Source organism: Nonomuraea sp. MG754425, from assembly GCF_021699195.1.
Lineage (GTDB): Bacteria > Actinomycetota > Actinomycetes > Streptosporangiales > Streptosporangiaceae > Nonomuraea.
Window position 1 is genome coordinate 1 of the sequence record NZ_SSXE01000002.1, and the last position, 24,006, is coordinate 24,006.

Here is a 24,006-nt window from a genome sequence, read left to right on the forward strand (position 1 = left end):
GCCTACAAGTACCAGGCCGCCAGCAACGTCCGCGTCACCGACGCCGCCGCCCGCCGCCAGTACCTGCCCGGCCGCCTGGAAGTCCCCACCGACAACGGCGCCGACTTCTACTGCGCCTGCACCGACATCTCCGGCGTCCGCATCAGCACCGAGAAGTTCGCACCGGGCCAGACCCGCGAGTTCTGGAACCTCTTCGCCCTGCCCGACACCGCCGACACCCTCCAGGTCAAGATCGGCCCGTTCCGCGACCTCCAGGTCCCCATCCAGTGACGGCGTCCGGTCAGCGGATCGCCGGTGTGAGAATGACCGGATGACCTTCGCGCTCTTCGACCGGCTGCGGTCCGGCGGCTTCGAGCACGTCCTGGTCGGCAACGACGCCGGCACGGGGCTGCGCTCACTCGTGGTCACCCATGACACGACCCTGGGCCCCGCGCTCGGCGGCGTCCGCATGCACCCCTACCCCGACGAGGACGCCGCCCTCGACGACGCCCTGCGCCTGGCGCAGGCCATGACGTTGAAGGCCGCGGCGGCGGGCCTCGCCCTGGGCGGCGGCTGGAGCGTCATCATCGGTGATCCGGCGACGGACAAGACGCCCGGCCTGCTGCGCGCGCACGGCCGTCGCATCGCGGCCCTCGGCGGGCGGTTCATCCCCGTCAACGACGTCGGCACCACCCAGGCCGACCTGCGGATCATCGGGACGGAGACGTCCCCGGTGTGCGATACGGGCGACCCCTCCCCCATGACCGCGCTCGGCGTCCTGGAGGGGATCCGGGCGTGCCTGCGGGCCACCGGCGGCGACGGCGACCTGCGCGGCGTGCGCGTGTGCGTGCAGGGTGCCGGCAACGTCGGCGCGGCGCTCGCCCGCCTGCTGGCGGCGGAGTCCGCGCGGGTGCTGGTCTGCGACGTCGATCCGGGGCGTGCCGCCGCCGTCGCCCGTGAGACGGGGGCCGAGGTCATCCACCCGTCGGAGGCGGTCGAGGCCGAGTGCGACGTGCTCGCGCCCTGCGCGCTCGGCGGCGTCGTCGATGACCGTACGCTGCCGCTGCTGCGCTGCCGGATCATCGCCGGGGGCGCCAACAACGTCCTGGACGACCCCGGGCACGCCGCCGCACTCGCGGACCGCGGGATCCTTTACGCGCCCGACTTCTGCGTCAACGCCGGGGGCCTGGTCTACCTCGAGGAGCAACTGCTCGGCCACGACCGGGTCCGGGCGGAGCAGCGGGTCCGCGGCGTCGGCGACCGGGTGTCCGCCGTCCTCGAACATGCCCGTCGCGATGGCCTGACCCCGCTCCGCGCCGCCCTCGACCTGGCGGAGGCCCGGCTGCGCCGGGTGACGCCGTGAGCGGGTGACCGCGGCTCGGCGGTGGGCACGTCGCCGCACGGCCGGCCCCCGGCACCCCTGCCTCGGCGCGCAGGCAGGGGTGCTCTCCCGGGGCTCGGCCGGGTGCGCGCCTGGCGGCGTTACGGCCGCCACTGCTCCGCCGGTGACACGCCCGGCAGCGGCTTGCCGATGAGGGCCAGCGGGAGGAAGAAGCAGACCTGGCCGATGGCCATGATGAGGGTGGCGAGCGCCTTGTCGTCGTACTGGCCGGACGCCCGCGCGTACAACTCGTCGGGGACGCGCTCGCCGGCGGGGTTCGGGGTGAGCACGGACTCGACGAGTTCCAGCGCGACGCGTTCGGCGGCGGTGAAGTAGGGGGCGTCCCGCCAGGAGGCCACGGCGGTGATGCTCTCCTCGGCGACGCCGGCCCTGCGGAGGTTGCCGGTGTGCAGCACCGTCAGGTACGTGCTGCCGACGATCTGGCCGGCGCGCAACTGCACCAGGCTGATGGTGGCCTGCGGGACCGTGCCGTTCCCGGTCGCCTTGAACAGGGCGCCGCCGATGTCCTTGAGCTCGGGGATGAGCACGGCGGGGTTGGGCAGGCGCGACTCGGTGGTGGTCATGGTGGGTTTCCCTTCTGGGTTTCACATGGTGGTTCGCCGCTCTGACGGAGCGCGGGGGCCGAAGGTGACCGGATGTTCAGGTGGCGGCGCGGTGGACGGCGGCGGCGAGCCGGTCGTGCTCGGGGTAGGACCAGCCGAAGCCGAAACGCCGCCGTGTGTAGCCGAAGGCGATGCCGCCGGCCGGGTCGGCGAAGGACTCCGAGCCGGCCGAGCCGTCGTGGCCGAACGCGTTCGCGCCGAGGAACGCGTACCGCAGGCCCTTGGCCTGGAACCCGAGCGCGTAGTTGCCCTGGTCGCCGCGGACCAGGTCGCCGCCGGTGGAGTGCGGCATGGCGAACTCGCCGACAGTGTCCGGCTTGAGCAGCGGGGGGCGTCCGTCGATGCCCCAGACGGCCGCCGCGTACAGGGCGGCCAGGCCGCGCGCGCTGCCCACGCCGCCGGCCGACGCCGGGCCGTTCGCGCGGACGGCGCGGGTGTTGGCGAAGCCCACCTGGTCCAGCGGCGGCGTGCCGTTGAGCCCGTAGGCGACGCCGAGGATGCTGTGCGGGCCGGGCAGGTCCGACCAGAACGCGGCCTCCTGCTCGGGGGTGGCCGTCCACCGCTGGACCGGCCGGAACCGCCGCTCTTCCGCCTCGGGCAGCCCCAGGTAGAGGTCCAGCCCGTACGGGATGCGGACGCGCTCGTCGTAGACCTGCTGGAGCGACTGCCCGGTCACCCGGCGGATCACCTCGTTCACCATGGCGAACGTGACGAACCCGCCGTAGCCGTAGGCCGAACCCGGCTTCCAGTACGGCCGCTGCGCGGCGAGGTGGCGCGCGATCACCGTGTCGTCGGCCAGGTCGGCCGCGGTCAGCCCGCCGTCGACGCCGATCACGCCGGAGCGGTGCGTCAGGACGTCCCGCAGCGTGATCGTGTCCTTGCCGGCGGCGGCGAACTCCGGCCAGTGCCGGGCCACCGGCTCGTCCAGGTCGAGCACCCCCTCCTGGACCAGCAGCGCCGTCACCAGCGTCGCGGCGCCCTTGGTGGAGGAGTAGACGCCGGTCAGCGTGTCACCACCGACCTCGTCCCCGGCCCACAGGTCCACCACCCGCCGGCCGCGGGCGTAGGCGGTCAGTTGCGCACCCGCCCGGCCGTCCTGCCCGGCGACCACCGCGGCGAACTCCTCGCGCACCGGCTCGAAGCCGTCCGCTACCGTTCCGTGGACATCCGTCCTGCTCATCGTTCGGCAACCCTTCGTGAATAGGTGTCGGTCGCCGGCATGACGGACGATCCCGCGTTCGGACTCGGACGACATCGACAATCTCGGCGGCTGGCTGACCACCGTGGTCGGCCGGGTGTGCCTGGACATGCTGCGCGCCCGTAAGTCCCGGCGCGAGGAGTCGCTGGAGGAGCGCCTGCCCGATCCGGTGGTCAGCTTGGCGGATGCCGCCGATCCGGAGCAGGAGGTGCTGCTGGCGGATTCGGTGGGCCTGGCGCTGCTGGTCGTGCTGGAGTCCCTGTCCCCGGCCGAACGGCTGGCGTTCGTGCTCCATGACATGTTCGGGCTGCCGTTCGAGCAGATCGCGCCCATCGTGGACCGCACCCCCGTGGCGGCCAAGAAGCTCGCCAGCCGGGCGCGTCAGCGGGTGCGTGGTGCGGCTCCGAGCCCCGACCCCGATCCGAGCCGTCAGCGCCGGGTGGTGGACGCGTTCCTGGCCGCCGCCCGCGGCGGCGACTTCGCCGCGCTGGTGTCGATCCTCGACCCGGACGTGGTGCTGCGTGCCGACGGCGGGGTGCTCACCGGCGGCATGCAGGTCCTGCGCGGTGTCGCGGACGTGGCCGGGCAACTCGCCACCTTCCAGCGCATGGCCACCAGCACCACCACCCACCCGGCGCTCGTCAACGGCCTCGCCGGCCTGGTCAACACCGTCGGCGACCGGCTCATCTCCGTCATGAGCTTCACCATCGCCGACGGCAGGATCGCCGCCATCGACATCCTGTCCGACCCCGACCGGCTGGCCCGGCTCGACCTCACCCGCCTGGAGCCGTGATGCCGGGTGCGGCGGCTTCGACGCGCTCCCTCGCCGGCCGCGCGGGTACGGCCGAGCGGCGCGCCCGCCGCCATGGCGACCGTGAAGGCGGTGATCAGGTAGCCGATCCCTACCGGACGAAGCCGGTGATCTTCTGCGGGAGCACCCGGACGATCAGCCGGAGCGTCTGCGCCGGCTCGGGCGGCGGGTCCTCGCCGAGGTAGCGCTGCGAGAGCCGGCGCGGCAGGGCCTTCTCCTCGTCCTCGACGAGTTCGGCGGTGCCGCGGATGTCGACGGAGCGGTACGGGTTCCCGGTGTCGTAGACCGTGAGGCTGATCCGCGGGTCGCGGGCGAGGTTCTTCGCCTTCTGCCGCCCGGTCGTGGTGGAGAACAGCACCGTGTCTCCGTCCCGCTCGATCCAGACCACCGAGGTCTGCGGCGAGCCGTCCGCGCCGAGTGTCGCGACGGTGGCGAAGTTCCTTCCGTCCAGCAGTTCGCACGTCTCCTCGTTGAACGTCACCGACACCCGCTCGCCCTTCTGTTCGGCACCACTAATTAGTTCCGTTGCAGAATATCCAACACGGAACGATATGGCCAGGGCGTACCCGGCTCATTCACTCGAACGCCACGGGGCGTGCGGCTCGCCGGCGGGTGCCGAGGGTGAGGAGCAGCGCGGCCGCCGTCAGCGCCACGCCGAACCAGACGACGCTCGTGACGCCCAGCCGATCGGCGAACAGCCCGCCGAACAGCGCCCCGAGCGCGATGGAGGTGTTGTACGCCATGGTGTTGAGCGACATCGCCGCCTCGAAGGTGTCGGGCGCGGCGGCCTGCGTCATGTTGACCTGGCACAGTTGCACGACCCCGAAGGAAACCCCCCAGAGCACCAGCGAGACGATCGCACCGGCCGGCCCGTGCCCGATCGTGAGCAGCAGCAGCATGGAGACCACGAGCCCCGCGCAGCCGGTGACGAAACTGCCGCGCAGGCTCCTGTTCACCATGTGTCCGGCGATGAGGTTCCCGGCGGCGCCGCCGACGCCGTACACCATCAGCAGCGCGGTGACGAAGAACGGCGTGGCGGACGCGTTGTCCTCCAGGAAGGGCCGCACGAAGGTGTACGCCCCGAAATGGCCGAGCACGAACAGCACGACGGTGAACAGCACTGAACGCAGCGGCACGTTCCTGACGGGGAGCCCGAAGACCTCCCGTACCGAGACCGCGTTCGCCGACGGCAGCGAGGGCACCGCGGCGACGACCGCGAGGAACACCAGGGCGCTGAGCCCGGCCCAGACGAGGAATGTGGTCCGCCAGTCGGTGCGGCTCTCCAGCACCGTTCCCAGCGGGATGCCCACGACCGCGGCGATGGAGATGCCGGACATGACGACCGAGGCCGCCCTGCTCGCGTGCCGCCGGGGAACCAGGCGCATGGCCATGCTCACGCCGATGGCCCAGAACACGCCGCTGGCGAATCCCATGACCAGCCGCGTGGCCAGGACCAGCGGATAGTTCGGCGACAGGGCGGTGACGAGGTTGCCCAGGGTCAAGATCACCAGCAACGCGGGCAGCAGCACGCGCCGGTTGGCCCGCCTGGTCCATGCCACGATGAAGGGCACTCCCAGGCCGGCCGAGACGCCGTACAGGGTGACCATCAATCCGGCGACGCCCACCGAGATGCTCAGGCTCGAACTGATCGGAGTGAGCAGTCCGACCGGCATCAGCTCCGTGGTGAGGAAGACGAACAGGCTGGCCGTGATCGCGGCGACGCCGAGCCATGACCTCAAGGTCGAGTAGGGGTGTTCAGCGGTTTTCGTCATGCGTACCAGGGTGCGCGCGCATCGATCGATGAGTCCAACGCATAGTTTTCATCGTGATCGATCGTGCTGCACGATGGTCGGATGGAGCTGCAACAACTGAGGTACGTCATCGCGGTCGCGGAGACCAGCAACTTCACCCGGGCCGCCGAACGCTGCCGGGTCGTGCAGTCGGCGCTCAGCCATCAGATCGCCGCCCTGGAACGGGAACTGGGCGCCCGGCTGTTCGAGCGCACCAGCCGTCGTGTCCGGCTGACGCCGGCCGGCGAGGCGTTCCTGCCGGCGGCCCGGGAGTGCCTGGAGGCCGCGGACCGCGCACGGGCCGAGGTCGCCGCCGCCGCCGGGGAGATCCGCGGGCGGCTGGCCGTCGGCGCCATCCCCACGGTCACGGCCGTCGACCTGCCGGTCGTCCTGAGGGACTACCGCCGCCGCCATCCGCGGGTGCGCATCACGCTCACCTCGGCGGGCAGCGGGCAACTGATCGAGCAGGTCCGGCAGGGCGGCGTCGATGTCGCGTTCCTCGGCCTGCCGCCCCGCGTGGAACCGAAGGGCGTCCGGAGCCGCCGCCTCGGCGGCGGCGAACTGGTCGCCGTGGTCGCGCTCGACCACCACCTGACGGAGAGCGAGGTGGACCTGCGGGCCCTGGCGGACGAGCCGTTCATCGACTTCCGCGCCGGCGCGGCCGGGCGGGCGCAGTCCGACGAAGCCTTCGCGAGCGCGGGAGTGCGCCGCGAGGTGCCCTTCGAGGTGTCGTCCGCCGACTTCATGGTCGATCTGGTCCGGCAGGGCCTCGGGGTGGGCATGCTTCCGGCCGCGTACGCGCCGCGCTTCGCCGACCTGCGCCTCATCCGGCTTCGCGACGCTCCCACGCGGGTGGAGCATCTGATCTGGGACAACCGGCCGTCCCCTGCGGCCACGGCCTTTCTCGAGCTGATCCGCGCCGAGGAACCGCCCCGCTGAGGACTCCCCTAGCTTTCTCATTATCGAGAATGATAACGTCATGGCTGTGAGCACTTCGACAGAGCGCTGGGCCGAGTTGGCGCTTCATCCCGTACGCATCCGCATCCTCGGCGCGGTGGCCGGCGCCCGGCGCACGGCGTCCGACCTGGCGGGGCTACTGCCTGACGTGCCCCAGGCCACCCTGTACCGGCAGATCTCCACGCTGGCCAAGGCGGGGCTGCTGGAAGTGGTGGAGGAACGCAAGATCGGCGGCGCGACCGAGCGGGTCTACGCCGTGGCGCAGGGCGGGGTGACACCCACCGCCGAAGCGCTGGCCGCGGCGTCCGCGGAGGATCACGCGCGCTACTTCACCGCGTTCATCAGCAGCCTGCTGTCGGAGTTCTCGCGCTACCTCGCCAGGGAGCACATCGACCTGGAGGCCGACGGCGTCGGCTACCAGCAGTTGGTGCTGCACCTCGACGACGAGGAGTTCATCCGGTTCGCCCAGGGCTTCGCCGAACTGATCCGGCCCCTGCTCGAAAAGGGGCCGAGCGAGGAGCGCACGCCCCGGCTGCTGGCGACCATTCTCCTTCCCCTGACGAAAGGCTGACCCATGGCAACGGTAATGATCAACGACGGTTCCATCGTCATCGAGTTCGGCCCCTGGGAGCGGTTCTTCGCCGGCCGCGCCCGGCACACGGTCCCCATGGCCGCGGTGCGGCAGGCGACCGTCACGGACCACCCGCTCCGCGTCCCGCGCGGCGCGCGGAAAGGGCTCACCGTGTCGGGCCTCACCAAGATCGGTGTGTGGGGCGTCATGGGCGGCCCGCGGCAACTGGTGTCGGTCCACCGCGACCTGCCCGGGGTGCACCTGCTGCTGGACCGCGGGAGCTCCGGCGGCGAGTTCGACGAGGTCGTCGTCTCGGCCCCCGACGCCGACCGGCTCGTCCAGGCCATCCGGGCGGTGGTCACGTGAGCGGCATCGAGGTCCGCAACCTGACCAAGACGTACGGCCCGCTCACCGCCGTCGACGACCTCAGCTTCACCGTCAGGCCGGGAGCGATCACCGCCTTCCTCGGCCCCAACGGGGCAGGCAAGACCACCACCATCCGGATGATGATCGACCACGTCGCCCCCACCCGCGGCAGCGTGACGATCGGCGGACGCCGCTACCGCGACCTCCCGCACCCCACCACCGTGGTGGGCGCGGTCTTCGACGCCGCCTCCTTCCACCCGCGCCACTCGGCCAGGGACCACCTGCGGATCTACGCCGCGATGGGCCGATACCCCGCTGACCGGGTCGAGGACCTGCTCGGCCTCCTGGGCCTGGCCGGAGCCGCCGGGCGCAGGACGGGCGGCTTCTCCACCGGCATGCGCCAGCGGCTCAACCTGGCCACCGCGCTGCTCGGCGATCCCCGCGTCCTGCTGCTGGACGAGCCGAGCAACGGCCTCGATCCCGAGGGCATGGCATGGCTGCGCTCCTTCCTGCGCGCGCTGGCCGACGAAGGCCGCACGATCCTGGTCTCCAGCCACGTGCTCAGCGAGATCCAGCAGGTCGCCGACGACGTGGTGGTCATCCGGCAAGGACGGCTGCTGGCCGCCGGCCCCCTGCGCGAGCTGTCCGGTACGACGCAGGCCGTGCTCGTCCGCACGCCCGACGCCGCCGCGTTGCGCCCGATCCTGGCAGGCGAGGCCCGCCGGGTGGACGCGACCGGCCCGCAGGATCTGCGCGTCCACGGCCTCGACCCGGCCCGGATCGCCGACCTGGCCGCCGCCCACGGGTTGCGCGTCCACGGCCTGACCACCGAGCACCGCAGCCTGGAGGAGATCTTCCTCGACCTGACCGGCGAACGGACGAACGCATGAAACCCCTCATCCACGCGGAGCTCCGCCGCCTGCTCGCCACCCGGATGTGGCTGGGCACCCTGCTCGTGGCCGCCTTCCTCGGCGGCGGCCTGATCGGGCTGCTCGCCCTCGTCGGACCGGAGAACTTCGACCCCCCGATGCCGGGGCTGGACACCGAGGCCGGAGTGCGCGCGGTGACCGGCTTCCTCGGCTTCACCGCCTTCGTCCCCGCCGCGATCGGCACCCTGGCCGTGACCTCGGAGTACCGGCACCGGACCATCAACTTCACGTTCCTGTTCGCGCCGGACCGCTGGCGGGTGCTGGCCGCCAAGCTCGTCACGTACGGTTTCGCGGGCATGGTCTACGGGCTCGTCCTGTCGGGCACCGCCGCCGTGGCGTTGTTCGGCGCCGCCGCAGCCCGTGGCATCACCCTGGGGCTGCCCGCCGGGACCGTCCTCGAACTGCTGGGCCGGCTGGCGGTCGCGATGGTCGCCTACACCGTGCTCGGCGTGGGCATGGGCGCGCTGATCCGGAACCAGATCGCGGCGCTGAGCGTGGTGATCGGCTACCTGTACGGCGCGGAGCTGCTGCTCATCATGATCCCCGGCGTCCGCGAGCTGTACCCGTGGCTGCCCGGCGGCGCGACCGCGGCGCTGACCGACTTCACCGCCGTGGCCGACGCCATGGCCCAGCAACTGTCCAGCGAACCCGTCCGGTTGCTGTCCCCGATGGCCGGGACGCTGATCCTGCTCGGCTACACCGCGCTGGCGAGCGCCGCCGCGCTCCTCCACCCGATGCGCCGCGATCTCGCCTGACCGAAACCCCCGGCCGGCCTCGCTCAGCGCGCGACCTTGCGGCGCGGCCGGCGACCGTGCCTATGATCCCCGGATGTCTCCCTTCACGCTGCCCCGCCAGCATGCCCGCACGGCCCGTTTCAAGTTCGGCGTCCCCAGAGACTTCACGATCTCCCCGGACGGCGCCCGGGTGGTCTTCCTCCGGTCCTGCGCCGGTGACGACCCGGTGACCCGGCTCTGGACGCTGACGGTGGCCACCGGGGACGAGCGGCTGCTCGTGGACCCCGGCGCCCCGGCCTCCGGCGCGAACCTGCCGGAGGCCGAGCGCACCCGCAGGGAACGCACCCGCGAACGCGCGAGCGGCATCGTCGTCTACGCCACCGACGCCGCCGTCACCAAGGCCGTCTACGCGCTGGACGGCCTGCTGCACACCGTCGATCTGCTGACCGGCGCGATCACCCCGCTCGGCACGACCGGCTCCGACCCGCGCCTCGACCCGGCCGGACGGCACGTCGCCCACTTGTCGGACGGCGCGCTGCTCATCGACGGCCGGCCGGTGCTGACCCCCGACGCCCCCGACGTGACGTGGGGGCTGCCCGAGCACGTGGCGGCCGAGTCGATGGGCAGGCACACGGGCTACTGGTGGTCGCCCGACGGCACCCGCCTGCTGGTCGCCCGCGTGGACAACGCCCGGGTGAGCAGGTGGCACCTGTCCGAACCCGCCGACCCGGGCCGGCCGCCCAGGACGATGGCCTACCCGGCGGCCGGCACCGACAACGCCGACGTGACGCTCTGGCTGACCACGCCGGCCGGGGAACGTACCGAGGTGAGGTGGGACAGGACGGCGTTCGAGTACGTCGCGGCGGTCTCGTGGACCCCGCGGGGCCTGCTGGTGCTGGTGCAGAGCCGCGACCAGCGCACCACCCGCGTCCTGGAGGCCGACCCCGAGACGGGCGCCACCACGCTCGTGCGCGAGGACACCGACGACGCCTGGCTGGAGCTCGTGCCCGGCACACCCGCCCGGACGGCCGGCGGAGAGCTGGTCTGGACGGTGGACCGCGACGGCGCCCGCCGCCTGATGGTGGGAGACGACCTGGTCACGCCTGCGGACCTCCAGGTGCTGCGCGTCCTGGCGGTGGACGGCGACACCGTGCTCGTGGAGTGCTGCGACGAGCCGACCGAACGCCACCTGTACCGCTACTCCAGGGCGGAAGGGCTGGTCAGGGTCACCTCGGAGCCGGGGGTGCACACCGGGACCCGCGCCGGCGGCGTCACGCTGGTGGTCACCCGCACGTTGGAGGAGCACGGGGTCCGGGTCACCGTGACCGGCGGGCGGGCGTCCACGCGGATCACCGCGTACGGCGCGACCCCGGTCCTGCGCCCGAAGGTGGCACTGGTCTCACTGGGCGAGCGCGAGCTGCGCGCGGCGGTCATGTTCCCGACCGGGCACGTGCCGGGCTCGCGGCGGCTGCCGGTGCTGCTCGACCCGTACGCCGGACCGGGCGCCGCCCGGGTGCTGCGCGGGCTGGACGACTTCACGGTGTCGCAGTGGTTCGCCGACCAGGGCTTCGCCGTGCTGGTCGTGGACGGGCGCGGCACCCCGGGCCGGGGACCGGACTGGGAGCGGGCCATCCACCTCGACAAGCTGAGCGCGGCGCTGGCGGACCAGGCCGACGCCCTGCGCGCGGCCGCCGCCCGCTTTCCCGACCTGGACCTGGGCCGGGTGGCGATCCGGGGCTGGTCGTACGGCGGCTACCTGGCGGCCGCCGCCGTGCTGCGCCACCCCGACGTCTTCCACACCGCCGCCGCGGGAGCACCGGTCACCGACGCCCGCCTGTACGACACCCACTGGCAGGAACGTTACCTGGGCCACCCCGGCCGGCACCCCGAAGCCTACGACCGCAGCTCGATCATCGCCGACGCCCCGAACCTGCGCCGTCCGCTCCTGCTCCTGCACGGGCTCGCCGACGACAACGTCTTCGCCGCGCACACGCTGAGACTGTCCGCCGCGCTGCTGGCCGCGGGCCGCCCGCACACGGTACTGCCGCTGTCCGGCGTCTCGCACATGACCGCCCAGGAGGAGGTGGCCGAGAACCTGCTCCTGCTGGAGTCGGACTTCTTGCGCCGTACGCTTCCGCCGGCCGGTTAGCGCGCCACGTTCCGGAAGAACGTCCGGATGTCGGAGACCAGCAGGCCGGTCGTTGAGCGCGTAGCCCAGGGTCTGCGGCCGGGTGGACATCTGGGTGGCGTAGCCGGAGTGCCCGTACCACCATGCCTGGTTCTGCCGGGCCCGGTCCCGCTCGGCTTCCGTCAGGGCGGCCAGGTCGCCGGGGTCGGCCTGCGGGACGTCGATGTGAAAGGGCTCCGGTGCGCTCATGTCCGTCAACGTCCCGCGTGTACGGGACAGGTACGGTCCTGTACTCGTGGCTAGGCGTCGCGGTGTTTGTCGCGGACCTCGGGGAGCCGGTGGAAGCCGGCTGACCGGTAGCCGGCGACGGCTCCGGCGTTGGAACTCGGGGTGCAGACGATCGCGCTCGACGCGCCCATCCCCCGGAGCGCGGCCGCCGCGGCGACGTTGATCGCCCTGCCGTGGCCGCGGCCGCGATGGTCCCGGTGCACGCCCATCGGTTCGAGCAGCCCGGGTCTGCCCGGACCGGCCGACCACACCGTCACGGCCGCCACCGCGTCGCCGCGGTCGTCGTAGGCGACCAGACACCGGGCGTCGGCGTACGGCGCTCCGGCCGCCATCGCGTGCCAGCGTTCGTCCGTGAACGTCGAACCGTCGAACGCCGCCCGCTGCACGGCGGCCCGTACGTGCGCCCGCTCCGGGCCGATCACCTCGATCCGCACGCCGGGATCCTCGACCGGCCGCGCGAGGTCGCGGCGCAGCGGTGTCCACGGCTCGCCGGCGGTCCAGCCGTTTTCGGACAGCAGGTCCTGGAGCAGCGCGCGGGTGGGCGCTTCGACGTCCGCCTTCCCCTCGATCAGCACGCCGCGCTCGGGTTCGGTCAGGTCCTCGGCCAGTCGCCGCGCCAGTTCCGCGTCCCGCTGGAGGTCCGGCGCGATCGCCAGCCGCAGCAGGTCGGGCTGGTCCAGCAGCCCGACGGCGAGCAGCCGGCCGTCGCGGCGCCAGGTCCGGACCGCCGCGGCCGTCGTCTCCGTGCCGAACCGCCAGAACCAGCCCAGGTCCCCCGGGTGCAGGTGCACCGGCGCCCCCTCGTGCTGCCACTCCCGCAGCACGGCCACGACCTCGCTCAGCCCGTCGGCTCCTGGGACACCCGAGATGATCGCCATACGTCCGATCACACACCACCGCACCGGGGGTCCGCATCCCGGTTTCCGGCCGCGACGGAGCCCCGGGCGGGTCAGCCGGAGCGGGCGTTCCGGCAGCGGGCCAGTTCGGCGCGCAGGTCGCGGCGCAGCGCGCGGTCCAGGCCGGGCTGGGCGAGCGCGTCGGTGAAGTCGCGGGCCGCCTCCTCCCAGCGGCCGAGCCGGGCCAGCGCGGTGCCCCGGTTGAAGCGCGGCTCCGGCGCGGACGACAGCGCCACCGCCCGGTCCAGGTCGGCCACGGCGGCGCTCACCTCCCCGCGTTCGAAGCGCACGGCGGCCCGATTGGTCCACGCCTCGACCAGCGTCTGATCACCCTCCAGAGCCTGCGTGAACAGCTCCTCGGACGGTTCGCCGCGCTCGGAGCGGATCAGGCCGAGCGTGCACAGCAGCGCGGGCTCCTTGGGGGCCAGCGCGAGCCCGGCCAGCGCGTCCCGTTCGGCGGCGTCGAGCGCGCCGCGCTCCAGGCGGGCGTTGACCAGGGCGATCCGGGCGTCGAGGTGGCCCGGGTCGATGGCGAGGGCGTGCTCCAGGTCCTCGCGGGCCCGCTCGTCACGGCCGCGTTCCAGGTGGAGGACGGCGCGGTTGTAGTAGGCCTCGGGCAGATGCGGTCCCAGGCGGATGGCGGTGCCGTAGTCCTTGATCGCGGGCTGGGTGCGGCCGGCCGCCCGGTGCAGGGCGGCCCGGTCCACGTAGTACTCGCTGTTGCCCGGGTCGTGGGCGATCACGGTGTCGAGGTCGGCCAGGGCCTGTTCCGGGTCGCCGAGGGCCAGGTGCACCTGGGCGCGGTTGTGGCGCAGGCGGGCCAGGTGCTGCGGGTGCTCGCCCGGCGCCAGTACCGCCGTCAGCCTGGCCAGCCCGTCGTCGATCAGCCGCAGCGCCTGGGCGGGCGCGCCGGCTCTGGCGTCCAGCAGCGCCAGGCCCTGCTCGTAGAAGACGGTGGAGATCACCTGGTGACGCTGGTCGTCGTGCCCACCTTCGGCCAGGCGCAGCGCCTCTTCCAGCCAGTGCCGGGCCTGCGCCGGGTCCTGGTCGGCGGCCGACAGGTGGCGGGCGTACAGCATGGCGGTGGCGTACGCGGCGGACATGTTGATCTTCGGGTCGTCGGTGGCCGCGCGGGCCTCGTCGTAGAGTTCGAGTGCCTCGTCGGCGCGGTCCAGCGCCGCCAGGGCGGTGGCCAGGCCGGTGCTGCAGGCCCACCACTGCCGCAGGTCGCCGCCGGGGGTGACGGCGGCGCGTCCGTGTGCGGCGACGCGGGCCGCGTGGTGGTAGAAGCCGCGGGCCAGGCTGTCGCCGAGCGCGGCGCGGACGGCGTCCGGGGCCGAGGGGAGCGGCGCGGGGTCGGCGGTGCCGTCGTCACGCAGGTCCAGGCGCAGCGGGGTGGCGGCGATCCGCGGGAGCAGGGTGTCCAGCAGTTCGGCGGTGGTCTCGTCGGCGTTCGCGACGTGCTCGAAGGTGACGGTGACCGGGCGGCGCAGGGTGCCGGCCCAGGAGGCCGCGAACTCCGCCGCGCCGTACGCCAGGCAGGCGGTGCGGCGGGCGGGGTGGAACCTGATCGGCTCCTCCTCGGCGGCCGGCCGCGCCGTCCGGTCGAGCCAGGGGGCGATCGCGTGCAGCTCGACCTGATGGCGGGCGGCCAGACGGGGACGGTCGGCGGCGATCGAGGCGAGGAAGCCGGCGACCCCGGCGTAGGGCCCGTGCCCGCGATGGCAGTCGAAGGGGGTCACGGCCGCACCGGAGACCGCAGGGGCGGGCACCCGAGGGCGCCCGCCGTCTCGGCACCTACCAGCACCACTCGATCCAGAGCCGGCGAGCACTGGACATCAGGCGCTGCGTGCGCTTGCGGCGGATGGTCATCTTCTTCATGGACGCCTCCCGGGTGATCCACTTCAGGATGCCCAGAGCATAAACCGGCATGTCCGAAATAAGTAGACCATCCGCTCTCCCGGATGTTCTGGGCGTCGAGGTCTTCGTCTCGCCAACCGGTGCCGTCCAGGTCCGGAAGCGACTGCAGCAGCCCGGCGAGCTTGGCGTCGTCGTACTGGCCGTACTCGGCGAGCCGGTTGTCCGCGAGCATGATCCGTGGGGCGGTCTCGTCGTCCACGTCGATGATGACCGTGGGCACGTGCTTGAGTCCGGCCTTGGCCGCTCCGCGCCAGCGGTGCTCACCTGCGACGATCCGCATTCGGGACTTCTGCGCGACGACGGACCCGTAGAAGCCATGCTTCCTGATCGACGCGACGATCACGCCCACGTCGCCCTGGTGTGGGTTGTCCGGGTGCGGCTCCAGGGTGCCTCCGCCCGTCTGAGCTGGAGGCGCGCACCCGGTAGTCGATCCGCCGCCAGTCGGAGAGCAGTTGGTCATACAACGGCGACCGGTAGCCGGACAGCACGATCGCGGACTCGCAGGTGGCGAGGACCTCCAGGAGGCGGCGGTGCTCGGGCTCGCGGTCCATCTTCTTGACGTAGTGGCCGCTACCGAACACGTTTCTCGTGCTACGCAGGTATGGCGGGTCCACGTACATGGCGGTCTGCGGCGAGTCCATGCGCTCGATCAGCTCGAATGCGTCCACCTGCTCGATGAACGCCTCACGTAGCCGGGCCGCATGCCAGCGCAGCGCCGCGGCGGCTCGCTTGGAGCCGGCCGGGTTGTTGACCCTGGTTCTCGAGGTCGGCCGCCGCCAAGAGGCGCCGGCCTCGCCGCTGCGGGACTGGGTGCATTGGATCCACCAGCGGCGGGCGCGTTCGAGGTCGCTCGCCGTGGTGTCGCCGAGTTCGGCGGCCTGGTGCTCCGCGCGGGCGTACGGGGTGAACTCGATCGCCCCGATCAGGGCGCGGGGGCGGTCGCGCAGCGTCTTCATGAAGCACACGAGGTCGCCGTTGATGTCGTTGATCGTCTCGATGGGACAGGGTCCTTGGCGAAGAAGACGGCGGCCGAGCCCGCGAAGGGTTCGACGTACACCTCGTGCTTGGGGAGCAGGCTGGCCAGGAAGGGGTCCAGCCTGCCCTTGGCGCCGTAGTACTGGAACGGAGGGCGCAGCGCCACGGTTCCCTCCTCGGCATGGTGGCGAAGTGGACGATTCGATCAGGCGTGCGAATGGGTCGAACCCGTACGACGAGGAGGCATGGCCAGTGGCGAGACCGCCGCTGGTCACGTACGCACCTAACGAGGAGTTCGACGGCCGAGCGGTCTACCTACTTGCCTGGCGGCAGTTCGTATCCCAGTGGGAGGGCCTGGTCATGTGGGCAGTCACCACACGGACGGGCACGAGTGTCAGGTGACACGCGATCTGGCCGACTGCCAACCCGATGTGGCCGGAGAGTTGGCCAGCGACAGAGGAAGTGGCCAAAACGCAGCCCTGACGCAGATACAGCAACCACGAGCTCCTGCCAGCCGCTGACGGCAGGGGCTCGTGGCCGAGACTGAAGACTTGACGGGAGACGGGCCACGGAGGGGCAGCTCAGCACGTCGCCGGTACCCGAAAGGCCCTACTGAGCGGGGGAATGGCTCCCTGCAGCGTGGTTCGGGCAGCCGCTCGTGGCTCTCTCCCGTTAGGCGGGCGTCAGTTTCGCCAGGCGATCTTCTGCCCGCCGTTATTCCCTCCCACGCACCAGTACTCGGTCACCGTGATGAACGTGATTCCGAAAGGATCGTTTTCGTTGTAGGTGTACGGATCATGTGCCTGAACTTGCCTCGGCACCGCCATGCCACCGTAGTCGTTGCAGTCGGCGAAGCTGATGTCGGCGCTGGCGGGAGCGGCCACGCTGAGGGCAGCGGCGGCCCCCAGAGCAGCGGTGATGGCGATCATTCGCGTGATGCGTGTGAGCACTTGGGGCATCCTTCGGTCTGGGGCTCCGGACACACCGATAGTAACTCTCGGTTATATAGAATCACAGTAAGTAATTGCCATCTGCTGAGGCAGCCCAGTGCCGCCTCCGCACAAGCCGCTAGTCGCTGCAACCGGAAGATGACTACCTCGGATGACACAACTACGCCGTGTCCGCGCTCGGCCGCACGCTCAAGGCCATGGAATGGACATGGGTTCTGACGGAGGAGACCGGGTGAGAAGCGGTGACCTGTTCCAGGTCGCCGCCGCCGTCACTCCAGCGCTGACGCCACCAACTGGGAAAGATCTCTTTCCAGTTGGCGTCCAGAGTGCACGTAACCCATGGTGGTGTCCATCGATTCGTGATCAAGTGCTTCCTTGATCTCGAACGGATCCGCGCCCAACTCCGCAGCCAGCGACGCCCACGTGTGCCGCAGCACATGCGCGGTGACCTTTGCGAGGATTCCAGCCTGGCGACCGATGCGCGTCACCAGAGCCGACGCCGACGACCGATAGAAGCGGCCCCCGGTGTCGGTCACGAAGATCCGCCCGGCGAGCTGCGACACCTTCACGGCGCGCCCGGTCCTCCAGATACCGGTCGAGCACGTAACCGGACTCCACCGGCAAGCGGCGCTTCTTCGGCTTGGTGCCCTTGCCGACAATCCGCAGCGTCCGCAGCCCCCGCTCATACCCGAGCGCATTCAGGTCGGCGGAGATCGCTTCTTCGATCCGGATCCCGGTATGCAGCAGGACTCGGATGAACGCCGAGGTACGCAGCCGGGCCGGCCCGTGGTCAGCGTCGGCCGCGGCCACCAAGGCGCGGGCCTCGTCTCGCATGAGCGCGGTCGTCTCAGAGTGCCCACGCGACGCCTTCGGCCTACGGGTCCGCTTGAACCGGTTGGCGTCGATGATCTCCTCGTCGGCGAGGTACTCGTACCAGGACGACACCGCCGAGATACGGCGCTGCATGGTCTTCGGCGGGATCGGCTTCCCAGGCTGGAGTTCGAGCCACCGCTTGTAGACGTCCCCGTGAGACTTGCGCGCCTTCAGCGGGTCGAGACCGGTCTCGTTGCAGAACGCGAACCACCGCTCGATCTCCAGTCGGTAGGCCGCGCGCGTGTTCTTCGAGTCGTACGAGAGGAGCCACGCCATCGTCGCGTCCTGGACGAAACCGAGCAGGGACGGCGGGAAGACGATCGTCCCCGCCGCCGCTCGGCTCACGAACCAGATGGGCAGTCATCTCCTGACGGCAGCAAAGGATGATCTATGGACATAACTACGATTATGACCATTGCTCAGCGATCATGAAGTTCTGTGTGGATGTTGTGCTGCGCGATCTCCCACCGCCAATCACAATGAGGTCATGGCCGCTAACACCCCTCGCGCAAAGATCCGTCGAACTGCCATCACGATCGCCCTCATAGCCTCAGCAGCCTTCACCGCGACCATCGTGATCGGCACGCTTGGGCCTTTAGCCACAGGTACATCGGTAGATCAGATGGAATGGAATATTGTGTGGCCATGGGCCATCTCATGCACCGCCCTGTTGTCCATTAGCATCTGGGCGCGTAGGCGAGAGACGCGAGCGCGACTCGCTCAAGTCCGCGAAGATCCTGGTGAGACCCTCAACCGCCGTGTCAGGCTGATCAATGGCGCATTTTCCGATGCCGCCAAGTTGATGGAGGATTTACGGCGCGATCTAGAGGCGCAGCAGGCAGTCCGTGAACTGCTCATCGCCCAGGCCGAGGAGCAACAGCGCCTCCTGGGAGTGAACGAGGATCAGGCCGAGAAGATCCGGCAGATTCTCATCGGCCAGTCGGAGGCGACCGTTCGCGCCGAACGCCGCCAGCAATGGATGTTCTTCACACTGGGCCTGGTTGCGTCGATCCCCATCGGGATCATGATCAATTTGCTGGTGCCCTAATCACAAGGCTTGACGAGGCAAGCCCGCCTTCCGGATTTTGGGGGTGTACTCCCTCGGCGTGTGCGCGTGGTCCGGCGCGGCGGCGATCTACCCCGGCCCCGAGAGCGGTGAAACAATCTTCGTATTAGCACTCTCGCTGAACGCCTCCGCGCCGGAGCGGCCCACCTGTACCCACACGAGCAAGCCGCCGTCGAACTCCTCCTCGACTTCCACGAGCCTGGCGGCAGTTGGACTTGGGTCTCCGACACGGATTTCACCAACTCTTGTGTCGTGGACGACGGCACCAGCGCCACGATTGACTGGGGCCGCGCACGAGAGTGGTACAACTCCCAAGATTTCACAGTCACCGTCAAGAATCTCCTTGCGGCCCTCGACTTCGCTATCAGCCTTGGCGAGGAACGGTTCCGTTTTCGGTGGATGGAAAGTCGGAAAGTGACGTGCTCGCCACCGCCGCGGCGCTGGCCAGTTGGTGGCGAGTTCGTCGTGCACGATCTCGATGTCGCCGAGGTCGTCGAGCAGGTGGGACGGATATGGAGCCCGGCGGGTGATCGTCGTCATCTGACGCCGGTGCCGGACCCGAGGTCAGAACCAGTGCCGCCGCCCGCCGACCGGACGTCCGACGGAGCCCAGGACAAGGAAGATCAGGCCGATGATCAGCACGATGATGCCTATCGTGGTCAGGATCGAGATGCCGAGGAGCCACCCCAGGAGCAGCAGAATCACGCCAAGGATGATCATGAAGTCCTCCGATCGGACAGGCCGCGCACGGCCTCGGAAAGGCTGACAGGTGTCGGCTACCCGGGGCGATCGAGGTAAACGATCCGCACGGTAAAGCATCGGCGGGAGAACGCTGCGGCGTGCCCCGTGACGGGTGGTGGCCGGCACGCCGCACGAGCCACCACTCGACCTCGTGCCCGGCTCAGCTCTCCGCGCCGGCCGCCGCCAGGTATCCGGCGAGCATCGCCAGCGCCACGTCCCGCACGGCGTCCTCCCCCGGCAGGAACGTGGCAGCGTGCAGCCGCGACTCCGTCCCGTCGCTGAGCCCGACGAACATCATCAGCCCCGGCAGCACCGCCGACAGGTAGGAGAAGTCGTCGGCGCCGAACGAGCGCAGGGGCGGGGCGGTTCTGAGGCCGAGGGCGTCCAGGTGCGCGCCCGCCCGCGCCGCCAGGGCCGGGTCGTTGCGCAGGACGGGCTCCCCGTGCGTGATGGTGACCGTGGCCTCGCAGCCGTGGGCGCGCGCCACCAGCTCCGCCACCTCGCGCAGCCGGGCGTGCAGCCGTTCGCGCACCCGGGTGCTCATCGCCCGCAGGGTGCCGCCGGCCTGGGCGGTGTCGGGGACGACGTTGGGTGCGCTGCCCGCGGCCAGGGTGCTCACGCCGAGCACGACCGAGGACGTCGGGTCGACGTCCCGGCTGACGACGTGCTGGAGGGCGACGACGACGTGCGCGAGGGCGAGCACCGGGTCGCTGGTGAGGTGCGGGTAGGCGGCGTGCCCGCCCCGGCCGCTGACCACGACGGTGAACTCGTCGGCCGCGGCGTTGACGACGCCGGGAGTCGCGGCGACCTGGCCGGCCGGCAGGATCGGCTGCACGTGCGCGCCGATGACGGCGACGAGTTCCTGCTCGGCGAGCAGGGCGGACAGCGCGATGTCCTGCGCCCCGGACGGGTAGGTCTCCTCGCGCGGCTGCAGCACCGCGACCATGGGAGCCGCGCCCTCGGTGGCGTGCACGGCGCGGGCGAGCGCGACGAGGGCGGCGAGGTGCACGTCGTGCCCGCAGGCGTGCATGCGCCCGGGGATCGCGGAGGCCCAGGCGACGCCGGTCTGCTCGGGCACCGCGAGCGCGTCCAGTTCGGCGCGCACGCCGACGGCCGGGCCCGGCCCGCCCACGCGGACCAGCGCCCCCGTGCCGGCCACGTGGTGCACGTGCCCCGCGGGCAGTTCGGCGAGGACGAGGTCGCGGGTGGGCCCCTCGCCGCCGGAGAGGTCCGGTGCGGCGTGCAGCCGGCGGCGCAGCTCCGCGGCGGCGGGCAGTTCCTTCTCCAGCGCGGCGAGCAGGCGGGCGGCGAGAGCGGCGCTCATGAGAGGCCGTCCAGGCCGTAGACGCGCAGCGCGTTGTCCACGCCGATCATGCGGGCCACCCGCAGGGCGTCCCGCTCGGTCCATTCGCCGGCCCGCACCCACGTGCGCAGCGCCCGGCCGAGCCCGCGCCGGAACAGGTGCGCGCCCAGGTGGTGCAGCTCGGCGGGGCCCCACGCGTCGGACGAGAACAGGATCTTGGCGAACGGGGCCAGCTCCAGCGACTCGGCGATCAGCGCGTCGGAGCGGCTGCCGGTGTAGTTCACGCCGAGCCCGACGTCGAAGTAGACGTGGGGGAAGACCTGGGCGAGGTAGCCCGCGTTGCGGTGGTACGGGTAGCAGTGCAGGAGCAGCACGTCCACGCCGGACGGCTCGACGAGCTTGAGCCAGCGCGTGAGCAGCAGCGGGTCGGCGAGGTCGAGTCGGACGTCGGGGTCGCCGTAGCCGACGTGGAGCTGCAGCGGCAGGCCGCGCTCGATCGCCGTCCACAGGCCCAGCCGCAGCAGGACGGGGTCGGTGACCCGCCACTCCCCCGTCCGGCCGCCCTGCTCCAGCCACCGGCCGGCCGCCTGGACGGCCTCGCGCTCGCTGGGCGGCTCCGGGTCGAAGGCGAAGCCGTGCCGGTAGGCGATGATGCTCTTCACGCCGACGGCCGTCTCGGTGCGGCGCGCCAGTTCCTCCCGCAGGAGCCGGGGCAGGTCCGCGGCGGCGACGCCGGAGGCCGCCACGTCCTCCATGATCGCTTCGACGCGGACCACCTCGTGGGCGGGCCGCCGCGCGACGGCGGCCAGTTGCTCGGGGCCGAGGACGTCGTCGCCCCGGTAACCGGTCTCGACGAGGTAGCGCCCGACGCCACTCGCGGTGAGCAGCAGCCGGTTGACCTCGGCGGGGCCGAGGGCGGCCCGGCGCTCCAGGTACTCCTCCGGGCTCGCGTGCGCGGGCAGCCCGAGCACCGGGGCGCACCAGCGGCGGATGGCGAAGCCGAGCTGGGAGTCGAACTGTGTCATGAAGGCGGGGATCGGCCGGTCCGACTCGGTCACGAGCGTCTCGAAGGTGGCCCGGTCCAGGGCGCCCGTCCACGCGCCGTGGACGTGGTGGTCGACCAGGGGGAGCGCGGCCAGTTCGAGGTCCAGCTCCGTCGTCCCGGCCGGGGGGCGGGGGTCGTCAGTAGACATCGGAGATCTTCCCGCACAGGTCGGCCGCGGCCAGGCCCTCGACGTGGTCGAGCTCGCTCCTGCGCACCGTGAGGAAGGTGTGCAGCAGCTCGCGGGGGAACCAGGTGCGGGCGGTCTCGTCGGCTTCGAGCGCGGCCAGCGCCTCGGGCAGGGAGGCGGGCAGCGCGGGCTCCCCGGCCAGGTCGGCTTCCGTGCTGGCCTCCGGCCACACGCGGGCCGGCTCATCCTGCGCCAGCCCGGCCAGCCCGGCCCGGACCAGGACGGCGAGCACCAGCCACGGGTTGGCGGTCGCGTCGGCCGCCCGGTACTCCAGGTGGAGCTGGGCCGCGGGATCGCCGCCGTCGATCTCCACGGTGGGCGCGATGCGCAGCAGCGCCTCGCGGTTGCGCTCGGCCAGGAAGGCGCCGCCGGCGCTCCAGCGGTGCGGGGTGAGCCTGATGGCGGACGCGGGGCTGGGCGCGGTGATCGCGACGACGGCGGGGGCGTGCCGCAGGATGCCGGCGGCGAAGCGGGCGGCCAGGTCCGAGAGCCGGCCGGGGGCCTGCGGGTCGTACATCGCCGGTGCTCCGCCGGCCCGGCGGAGCGAGAAGTGCACGTGCACGCCGTTGCCGACGGAGGCCGGGTCGAGGATCGGCGCGAACGTCGCCCGGTGCCCGCGCCTGCGGGCCAGGTCGCGCACCAGCTCGCGCAGCAGCACGGCGCGGTCGGCCGCCACCAGCCCGGGGGCGGGCCGCAGGGTGACCTCGAACTGGCCGCTGCCGTACTCGGGCAGCCAGGTCTCGGGCTCCAGGCCGGTCTGCTCCAGCAGCGCGACCAGGTCGGTGCCGAACGGCTCCGCGGCGCGGGCCCGCTGCAGGGAGAACGGCGGGCCGTCGTGCTGCTCGCCGCCGCCCTGCAGGGTGAACTCGTGCTCGAAGGAGGCGTGGATCTCCAGCCCGGCGGTGTCGCGGAGCAGGTCGAGGGCCTCGCGCAGGGCGCTGCGCGGGCAGCCCGGCCAGCGGGAGCCGTCGAGGCGGGTCTGGTCGGCGAGGTAGAGCCGCAGGCCGGGGGTCGAGCCGTCGGCCGGGACGTCGATCGCGGTGTCGGCGTCCGGCACCAGGCGCAGGTCGCCCACCGAGCCGAACAGGTGGCCGTCGGCGAGGTCGCCGAAGCAGTTGAGGGCCAGGTTGGCGGGCACCCAGCCCACGCCGCCGCGCAGCGTCTGCGGCAGCCGCGCCGCTGGGGCGGCCCTGCCCCTGACCTGCGCCGCAAGGTCGCAGGTCGCCACGAAGACGGTCCCGTCGGTCATCGCACTCTCCTCCCGTCCGGTCGGCGTGCCTCGGACGACCGGCGACCCCAAGTGAAACATATGGTGCAAATCTCTGGTCAAGAGGGCAGGATGAAATTTATCATGCACGTTACCTGCCGTCGCTGAAGGAACCCGCAGGTCAAGGGGTTCCTCGGCACTGAACAAAGGGACCGGCATGAAACCCGAAACCTCCTCGGGCGGCCTCGATGGAGCCGTCGTCCTCGTCACCGGTGGCGCCCAGGGCATCGGACGTGGCGTCTGCGAGAGCTTCCACGCGGCCGGCGCCACGGTCGTCGTCGCCGACCTCGACATCGACCGCGCCGCCGGGACCGCCGCGGGCGCGGCGCGGATGTCGGCGGTGCGCCTGGACCTGCGCGACCCCGCCTCGGTCACGGCCGCTTTCGAGCAGGCGGCCGAGCGGCACGGCGGGATCGACGTGCTGGTGAACTGCGCCGGGTTGTACCCGAACACGCCCCTGCTGGACCTGCCGGTGGCCGAGTGGGACGAGGTCTACCTGGTCAACGTCCGCGGCGTGATGCTGGCCTCACAGGCGTTCGCCCGGCTGCCCGGCCGCGGCGAGCGCCGCATCGTCAACATCTCCTCGGCCGCCGCGCGCTCGGCGCGGGTGGGCGCGGCGCACTACTGCTCGTCCAAGGCCGCCGTGGAGATGCTCACCAAGGTGCTGGCGCTCGAACTGGCCCCGCTCGGCATCACGGTCAACGCGGTCGCGCCGGGCCTGATCGAGGTGGCCGCGACCGCGAGCCTGGCCGCCGACTACGTGGCCACGCTGGTCGCCGGGCAGCCGGTGCGGCGCATGGGCACCCCCGCCGAGATCGCCCGCGCCTGCCTGTTCCTGGCCGACCCGCAGGCGTCGTTCGTCACGGGCAGTGTCCTCGACGTGGACGGCGGTTTCCTGGCCGGAACCGCCCTGCCCCCGAGCTGACGGACGTTTTCCCAGATCAAGGACCTTGGCCCCGACCCCGCTCAAGTAACAGATATTTAACAGCCCTACTCTTCACACCCATATGCAACGTACATTTCAATTC

The 24,006-nt window shown here is 71.7% G+C and carries 27 protein-coding genes and 1 pseudogene; 11 read left to right on the forward strand and 17 right to left on the reverse strand.

All coding sequences use genetic code 11. From position 1 onward, the window contains the following. Together FAF44_RS00610 and FAF44_RS00615 are read left to right on the forward strand one after the other, a co-directional pair. On the forward strand, positions 1–270 hold a 270-nt coding region (locus FAF44_RS00610), incomplete at its 5' end, for a hypothetical protein (RefSeq protein WP_237100958.1). A 40-nt stretch (positions 271–310) separates the two neighbouring features. Next, a complete protein-coding gene (locus FAF44_RS00615; RefSeq protein ID WP_237100959.1) occupies positions 311–1,342 on the forward strand; it encodes a Glu/Leu/Phe/Val dehydrogenase family protein in 1,032 nt (343 codons plus the stop codon). A gap of 119 nt (positions 1,343–1,461) precedes the next feature. Here FAF44_RS00615 and FAF44_RS00620 read toward each other — a convergent pair whose 3' ends face one another. Both FAF44_RS00620 and FAF44_RS00625 read right to left on the reverse strand, forming a co-directional pair. After that, positions 1,462–1,944 carry a carboxymuconolactone decarboxylase family protein gene (locus FAF44_RS00620; RefSeq protein ID WP_237100960.1) on the reverse strand — a complete coding sequence of 161 codons (483 nt, stop codon included), beginning with the start codon at positions 1,942–1,944 and terminating at the stop codon, positions 1,462–1,464. Positions 1,945–2,020: 76 nt separating this feature from the next. Next, complete coding sequence (locus FAF44_RS00625) at positions 2,021–3,163, reverse strand: serine hydrolase domain-containing protein (RefSeq protein ID WP_237100961.1); 1,143 nt, start codon at positions 3,161–3,163, stop codon at positions 2,021–2,023. Positions 3,164–3,266: 103 nt separating this feature from the next. On the opposite strand from FAF44_RS00625, the gene FAF44_RS00630 reads away from it, so the two are divergent. Beyond that, entirely contained in the window at positions 3,267–3,974 is a 708-nt protein-coding gene (locus tag FAF44_RS00630; protein ID WP_237100962.1) for a sigma factor-like helix-turn-helix DNA-binding protein, read from the forward strand. Between the two features lie 109 nt (positions 3,975–4,083). On the opposite strand, the gene FAF44_RS00635 is transcribed toward FAF44_RS00630, so the two are convergent. Next, the gene (locus FAF44_RS00635; protein ID WP_237100963.1) at positions 4,084–4,479 is read right to left on the reverse strand and encodes a PPOX class F420-dependent oxidoreductase; all 396 of its coding nucleotides are present in this window, start codon (positions 4,477–4,479) and stop codon (positions 4,084–4,086) included. Positions 4,480–4,567: 88 nt separating this feature from the next. Further along, positions 4,568–5,764 (reverse strand): MFS transporter, encoded by a 1,197-nt coding sequence (locus FAF44_RS00640; RefSeq protein WP_237100964.1) that lies wholly within the window; start codon positions 5,762–5,764, stop codon positions 4,568–4,570. 81 nt (positions 5,765–5,845) lie between these two features. Here FAF44_RS00640 and FAF44_RS00645 point away from each other — a divergent pair, with 81 nt between their 5' ends. The 6 genes from FAF44_RS00645 to FAF44_RS00670 all read left to right on the forward strand — a co-directional run bounded on the left by FAF44_RS00645 (position 5,846) and on the right by FAF44_RS00670 (position 11,488). Beyond that, positions 5,846–6,721: a LysR family transcriptional regulator gene (locus FAF44_RS00645; RefSeq protein WP_237100965.1), complete on the forward strand. Its 876-nt coding sequence runs from the start codon at positions 5,846–5,848 to the stop codon at positions 6,719–6,721. A gap of 40 nt (positions 6,722–6,761) precedes the next feature. Further along, entirely contained in the window at positions 6,762–7,310 is a 549-nt protein-coding gene (locus tag FAF44_RS00650; RefSeq protein ID WP_237100966.1) for a helix-turn-helix domain-containing protein, read from the forward strand. A 3-nt stretch (positions 7,311–7,313) separates the two neighbouring features. After that, the gene (locus tag FAF44_RS00655) at positions 7,314–7,676 is read left to right on the forward strand and encodes a hypothetical protein (protein ID WP_237100967.1); all 363 of its coding nucleotides are present in this window, start codon (positions 7,314–7,316) and stop codon (positions 7,674–7,676) included. Beyond that, the gene (locus FAF44_RS00660) at positions 7,673–8,566 is read left to right on the forward strand and encodes an ABC transporter ATP-binding protein (RefSeq protein ID WP_237100968.1); all 894 of its coding nucleotides are present in this window, start codon (positions 7,673–7,675) and stop codon (positions 8,564–8,566) included. The genes FAF44_RS00655 and FAF44_RS00660 overlap by 4 nt, the downstream gene beginning before the upstream one ends. Next, entirely contained in the window at positions 8,563–9,360 is a 798-nt protein-coding gene (locus FAF44_RS00665) for an ABC transporter permease (RefSeq protein ID WP_237100969.1), read from the forward strand. The genes FAF44_RS00660 and FAF44_RS00665 overlap by 4 nt, the downstream gene beginning before the upstream one ends. A gap of 73 nt (positions 9,361–9,433) precedes the next feature. Continuing rightward, positions 9,434–11,488, forward strand: coding sequence for a prolyl oligopeptidase family serine peptidase (locus FAF44_RS00670; protein ID WP_237100970.1), 2,055 nt, complete (start codon positions 9,434–9,436; stop codon positions 11,486–11,488). A 278-nt stretch (positions 11,489–11,766) separates the two neighbouring features. Here the strand turns inward: FAF44_RS00670 and FAF44_RS00675 are convergent, their stop codons facing one another. The 8 genes and pseudogenes from FAF44_RS00675 to FAF44_RS00705 form a co-directional block, all read right to left on the reverse strand. Then, positions 11,767–12,633 carry a GNAT family N-acetyltransferase gene (locus FAF44_RS00675; RefSeq protein ID WP_237100971.1) on the reverse strand — a complete coding sequence of 289 codons (867 nt, stop codon included), beginning with the start codon at positions 12,631–12,633 and terminating at the stop codon, positions 11,767–11,769. 71 nt (positions 12,634–12,704) lie between these two features. Further along, positions 12,705–14,393 carry a tetratricopeptide repeat protein gene (locus FAF44_RS55640; RefSeq protein WP_237100972.1) on the reverse strand — a complete coding sequence of 563 codons (1,689 nt, stop codon included), beginning with the start codon at positions 14,391–14,393 and terminating at the stop codon, positions 12,705–12,707. Then, positions 14,390–14,920 (reverse strand): ParB N-terminal domain-containing protein, encoded by a 531-nt coding sequence (locus tag FAF44_RS00685; protein ID WP_237100973.1) that lies wholly within the window; start codon positions 14,918–14,920, stop codon positions 14,390–14,392. Before FAF44_RS00685 ends, FAF44_RS55640 begins: the two co-directional genes overlap by 4 nt. Then, positions 14,832–15,527 (reverse strand): DNA adenine methylase, encoded by a 696-nt coding sequence (locus FAF44_RS55645; protein WP_237100974.1) that lies wholly within the window; start codon positions 15,525–15,527, stop codon positions 14,832–14,834. Before FAF44_RS55645 ends, FAF44_RS00685 begins: the two co-directional genes overlap by 89 nt. Beyond that, on the reverse strand, positions 15,524–15,712 hold the full coding sequence (locus tag FAF44_RS00695) for a DNA adenine methylase (RefSeq protein ID WP_237100975.1): 189 nt from the start codon (positions 15,710–15,712) through the stop codon (positions 15,524–15,526). Before FAF44_RS00695 ends, FAF44_RS55645 begins: the two co-directional genes overlap by 4 nt. A 517-nt stretch (positions 15,713–16,229) precedes the next feature. Continuing rightward, entirely contained in the window at positions 16,230–16,496 is a 267-nt protein-coding gene (locus FAF44_RS00700; RefSeq protein WP_237100976.1) for a hypothetical protein, read from the reverse strand. Positions 16,497–16,765: 269 nt separating this feature from the next. Further along, positions 16,766–17,194 (reverse strand): tyrosine-type recombinase/integrase, encoded by a 429-nt coding sequence (locus tag FAF44_RS56310; protein WP_368857750.1) that lies wholly within the window; start codon positions 17,192–17,194, stop codon positions 16,766–16,768. Beyond that, positions 17,079–17,645, reverse strand: a pseudogene (locus FAF44_RS00705) (tyrosine-type recombinase/integrase); the annotation flags it as partial. The gene FAF44_RS56310 and the pseudogene FAF44_RS00705, both read right to left, overlap by 116 nt. A gap of 211 nt (positions 17,646–17,856) precedes the next feature. Here FAF44_RS00705 and FAF44_RS00710 point away from each other — a divergent pair. Beyond that, positions 17,857–18,417 (forward strand): hypothetical protein, encoded by a 561-nt coding sequence (locus FAF44_RS00710; protein WP_237100978.1) that lies wholly within the window; start codon positions 17,857–17,859, stop codon positions 18,415–18,417. A gap of 87 nt (positions 18,418–18,504) precedes the next feature. Here FAF44_RS00710 and FAF44_RS00715 read toward each other — a convergent pair whose 3' ends face one another. The 5 genes from FAF44_RS00715 to FAF44_RS00735 form a co-directional block, all read right to left on the reverse strand. After that, positions 18,505–18,975, reverse strand: a complete 471-nt coding sequence (locus FAF44_RS00715; protein ID WP_237100979.1) for a hypothetical protein — start codon at positions 18,973–18,975, stop codon at positions 18,505–18,507. 24 nt (positions 18,976–18,999) lie between these two features. Continuing rightward, a complete protein-coding gene (locus tag FAF44_RS00720; protein WP_237100980.1) occupies positions 19,000–19,140 on the reverse strand; it encodes a DUF6131 family protein in 141 nt (46 codons plus the stop codon). A gap of 196 nt (positions 19,141–19,336) precedes the next feature. Then, positions 19,337–20,500 (reverse strand): M20 family metallopeptidase, encoded by a 1,164-nt coding sequence (locus FAF44_RS00725; protein ID WP_237100981.1) that lies wholly within the window; start codon positions 20,498–20,500, stop codon positions 19,337–19,339. After that, the gene (locus FAF44_RS00730) at positions 20,497–21,672 is read right to left on the reverse strand and encodes an amidohydrolase family protein (RefSeq protein ID WP_237100982.1); all 1,176 of its coding nucleotides are present in this window, start codon (positions 21,670–21,672) and stop codon (positions 20,497–20,499) included. The genes FAF44_RS00725 and FAF44_RS00730 overlap by 4 nt, the downstream gene beginning before the upstream one ends. Next, positions 21,662–22,960: a glutamine synthetase family protein gene (locus FAF44_RS00735; protein WP_237100983.1), complete on the reverse strand. Its 1,299-nt coding sequence runs from the start codon at positions 22,958–22,960 to the stop codon at positions 21,662–21,664. Before FAF44_RS00735 ends, FAF44_RS00730 begins: the two co-directional genes overlap by 11 nt. 175 nt (positions 22,961–23,135) lie before the next feature. Between FAF44_RS00735 and FAF44_RS00740 the strand changes: the two genes are divergently transcribed. After that, positions 23,136–23,903, forward strand: coding sequence for an SDR family NAD(P)-dependent oxidoreductase (locus FAF44_RS00740; protein ID WP_237100984.1), 768 nt, complete (start codon positions 23,136–23,138; stop codon positions 23,901–23,903). The last annotated feature ends 103 nt before the right edge of the window (positions 23,904–24,006 follow it).

What these genes read in the sequence shown, in the direction of transcription:
- FAF44_RS00615 (WP_237100959.1), top strand. Translation starts at nt 311, where the DNA reads ATGACCTTCGCGCTCTTCGACCGGCTGCGGTCCGGCGGCTTCGAGCAC.
- FAF44_RS00620 (WP_237100960.1), bottom strand. Translation starts at nt 1,944, where the DNA reads ATGACCACCACCGAGTCGCGCCTGCCCAACCCCGCCGTGCTCATCCCC.
- FAF44_RS00625 (WP_237100961.1), bottom strand. Translation starts at nt 3,163, where the DNA reads ATGAGCAGGACGGATGTCCACGGAACGGTAGCGGACGGCTTCGAGCCG.
- FAF44_RS00640 (WP_237100964.1), bottom strand. Translation starts at nt 5,764, where the DNA reads ATGACGAAAACCGCTGAACACCCCTACTCGACCTTGAGGTCATGGCTC.
- FAF44_RS00645 (WP_237100965.1), top strand. Translation starts at nt 5,846, where the DNA reads ATGGAGCTGCAACAACTGAGGTACGTCATCGCGGTCGCGGAGACCAGC.
- FAF44_RS00650 (WP_237100966.1), top strand. Translation starts at nt 6,762, where the DNA reads ATGGCTGTGAGCACTTCGACAGAGCGCTGGGCCGAGTTGGCGCTTCAT.
- FAF44_RS00655 (WP_237100967.1), top strand. Translation starts at nt 7,314, where the DNA reads ATGGCAACGGTAATGATCAACGACGGTTCCATCGTCATCGAGTTCGGC.
- FAF44_RS00665 (WP_237100969.1), top strand. Translation starts at nt 8,563, where the DNA reads ATGAAACCCCTCATCCACGCGGAGCTCCGCCGCCTGCTCGCCACCCGG.
- FAF44_RS00670 (WP_237100970.1), top strand. Translation starts at nt 9,434, where the DNA reads ATGTCTCCCTTCACGCTGCCCCGCCAGCATGCCCGCACGGCCCGTTTC.
- FAF44_RS00675 (WP_237100971.1), bottom strand. Translation starts at nt 12,633, where the DNA reads ATGGCGATCATCTCGGGTGTCCCAGGAGCCGACGGGCTGAGCGAGGTC.
- FAF44_RS55645 (WP_237100974.1), bottom strand. Translation starts at nt 15,527, where the DNA reads ATGAAGACGCTGCGCGACCGCCCCCGCGCCCTGATCGGGGCGATCGAG.
- FAF44_RS56310 (WP_368857750.1), bottom strand. Translation starts at nt 17,194, where the DNA reads ATGCGCTCGGGTATGAGCGGGGGCTGCGGACGCTGCGGATTGTCGGCA.
- FAF44_RS00710 (WP_237100978.1), top strand. Translation starts at nt 17,857, where the DNA reads ATGGCCGCTAACACCCCTCGCGCAAAGATCCGTCGAACTGCCATCACG.
- FAF44_RS00715 (WP_237100979.1), bottom strand. Translation starts at nt 18,975, where the DNA reads ATGACGACGATCACCCGCCGGGCTCCATATCCGTCCCACCTGCTCGAC.
- FAF44_RS00725 (WP_237100981.1), bottom strand. Translation starts at nt 20,500, where the DNA reads ATGAGCGCCGCTCTCGCCGCCCGCCTGCTCGCCGCGCTGGAGAAGGAA.
- FAF44_RS00730 (WP_237100982.1), bottom strand. Translation starts at nt 21,672, where the DNA reads ATGTCTACTGACGACCCCCGCCCCCCGGCCGGGACGACGGAGCTGGAC.
- FAF44_RS00735 (WP_237100983.1), bottom strand. Translation starts at nt 22,960, where the DNA reads ATGACCGACGGGACCGTCTTCGTGGCGACCTGCGACCTTGCGGCGCAG.
- FAF44_RS00740 (WP_237100984.1), top strand. Translation starts at nt 23,136, where the DNA reads ATGAAACCCGAAACCTCCTCGGGCGGCCTCGATGGAGCCGTCGTCCTC.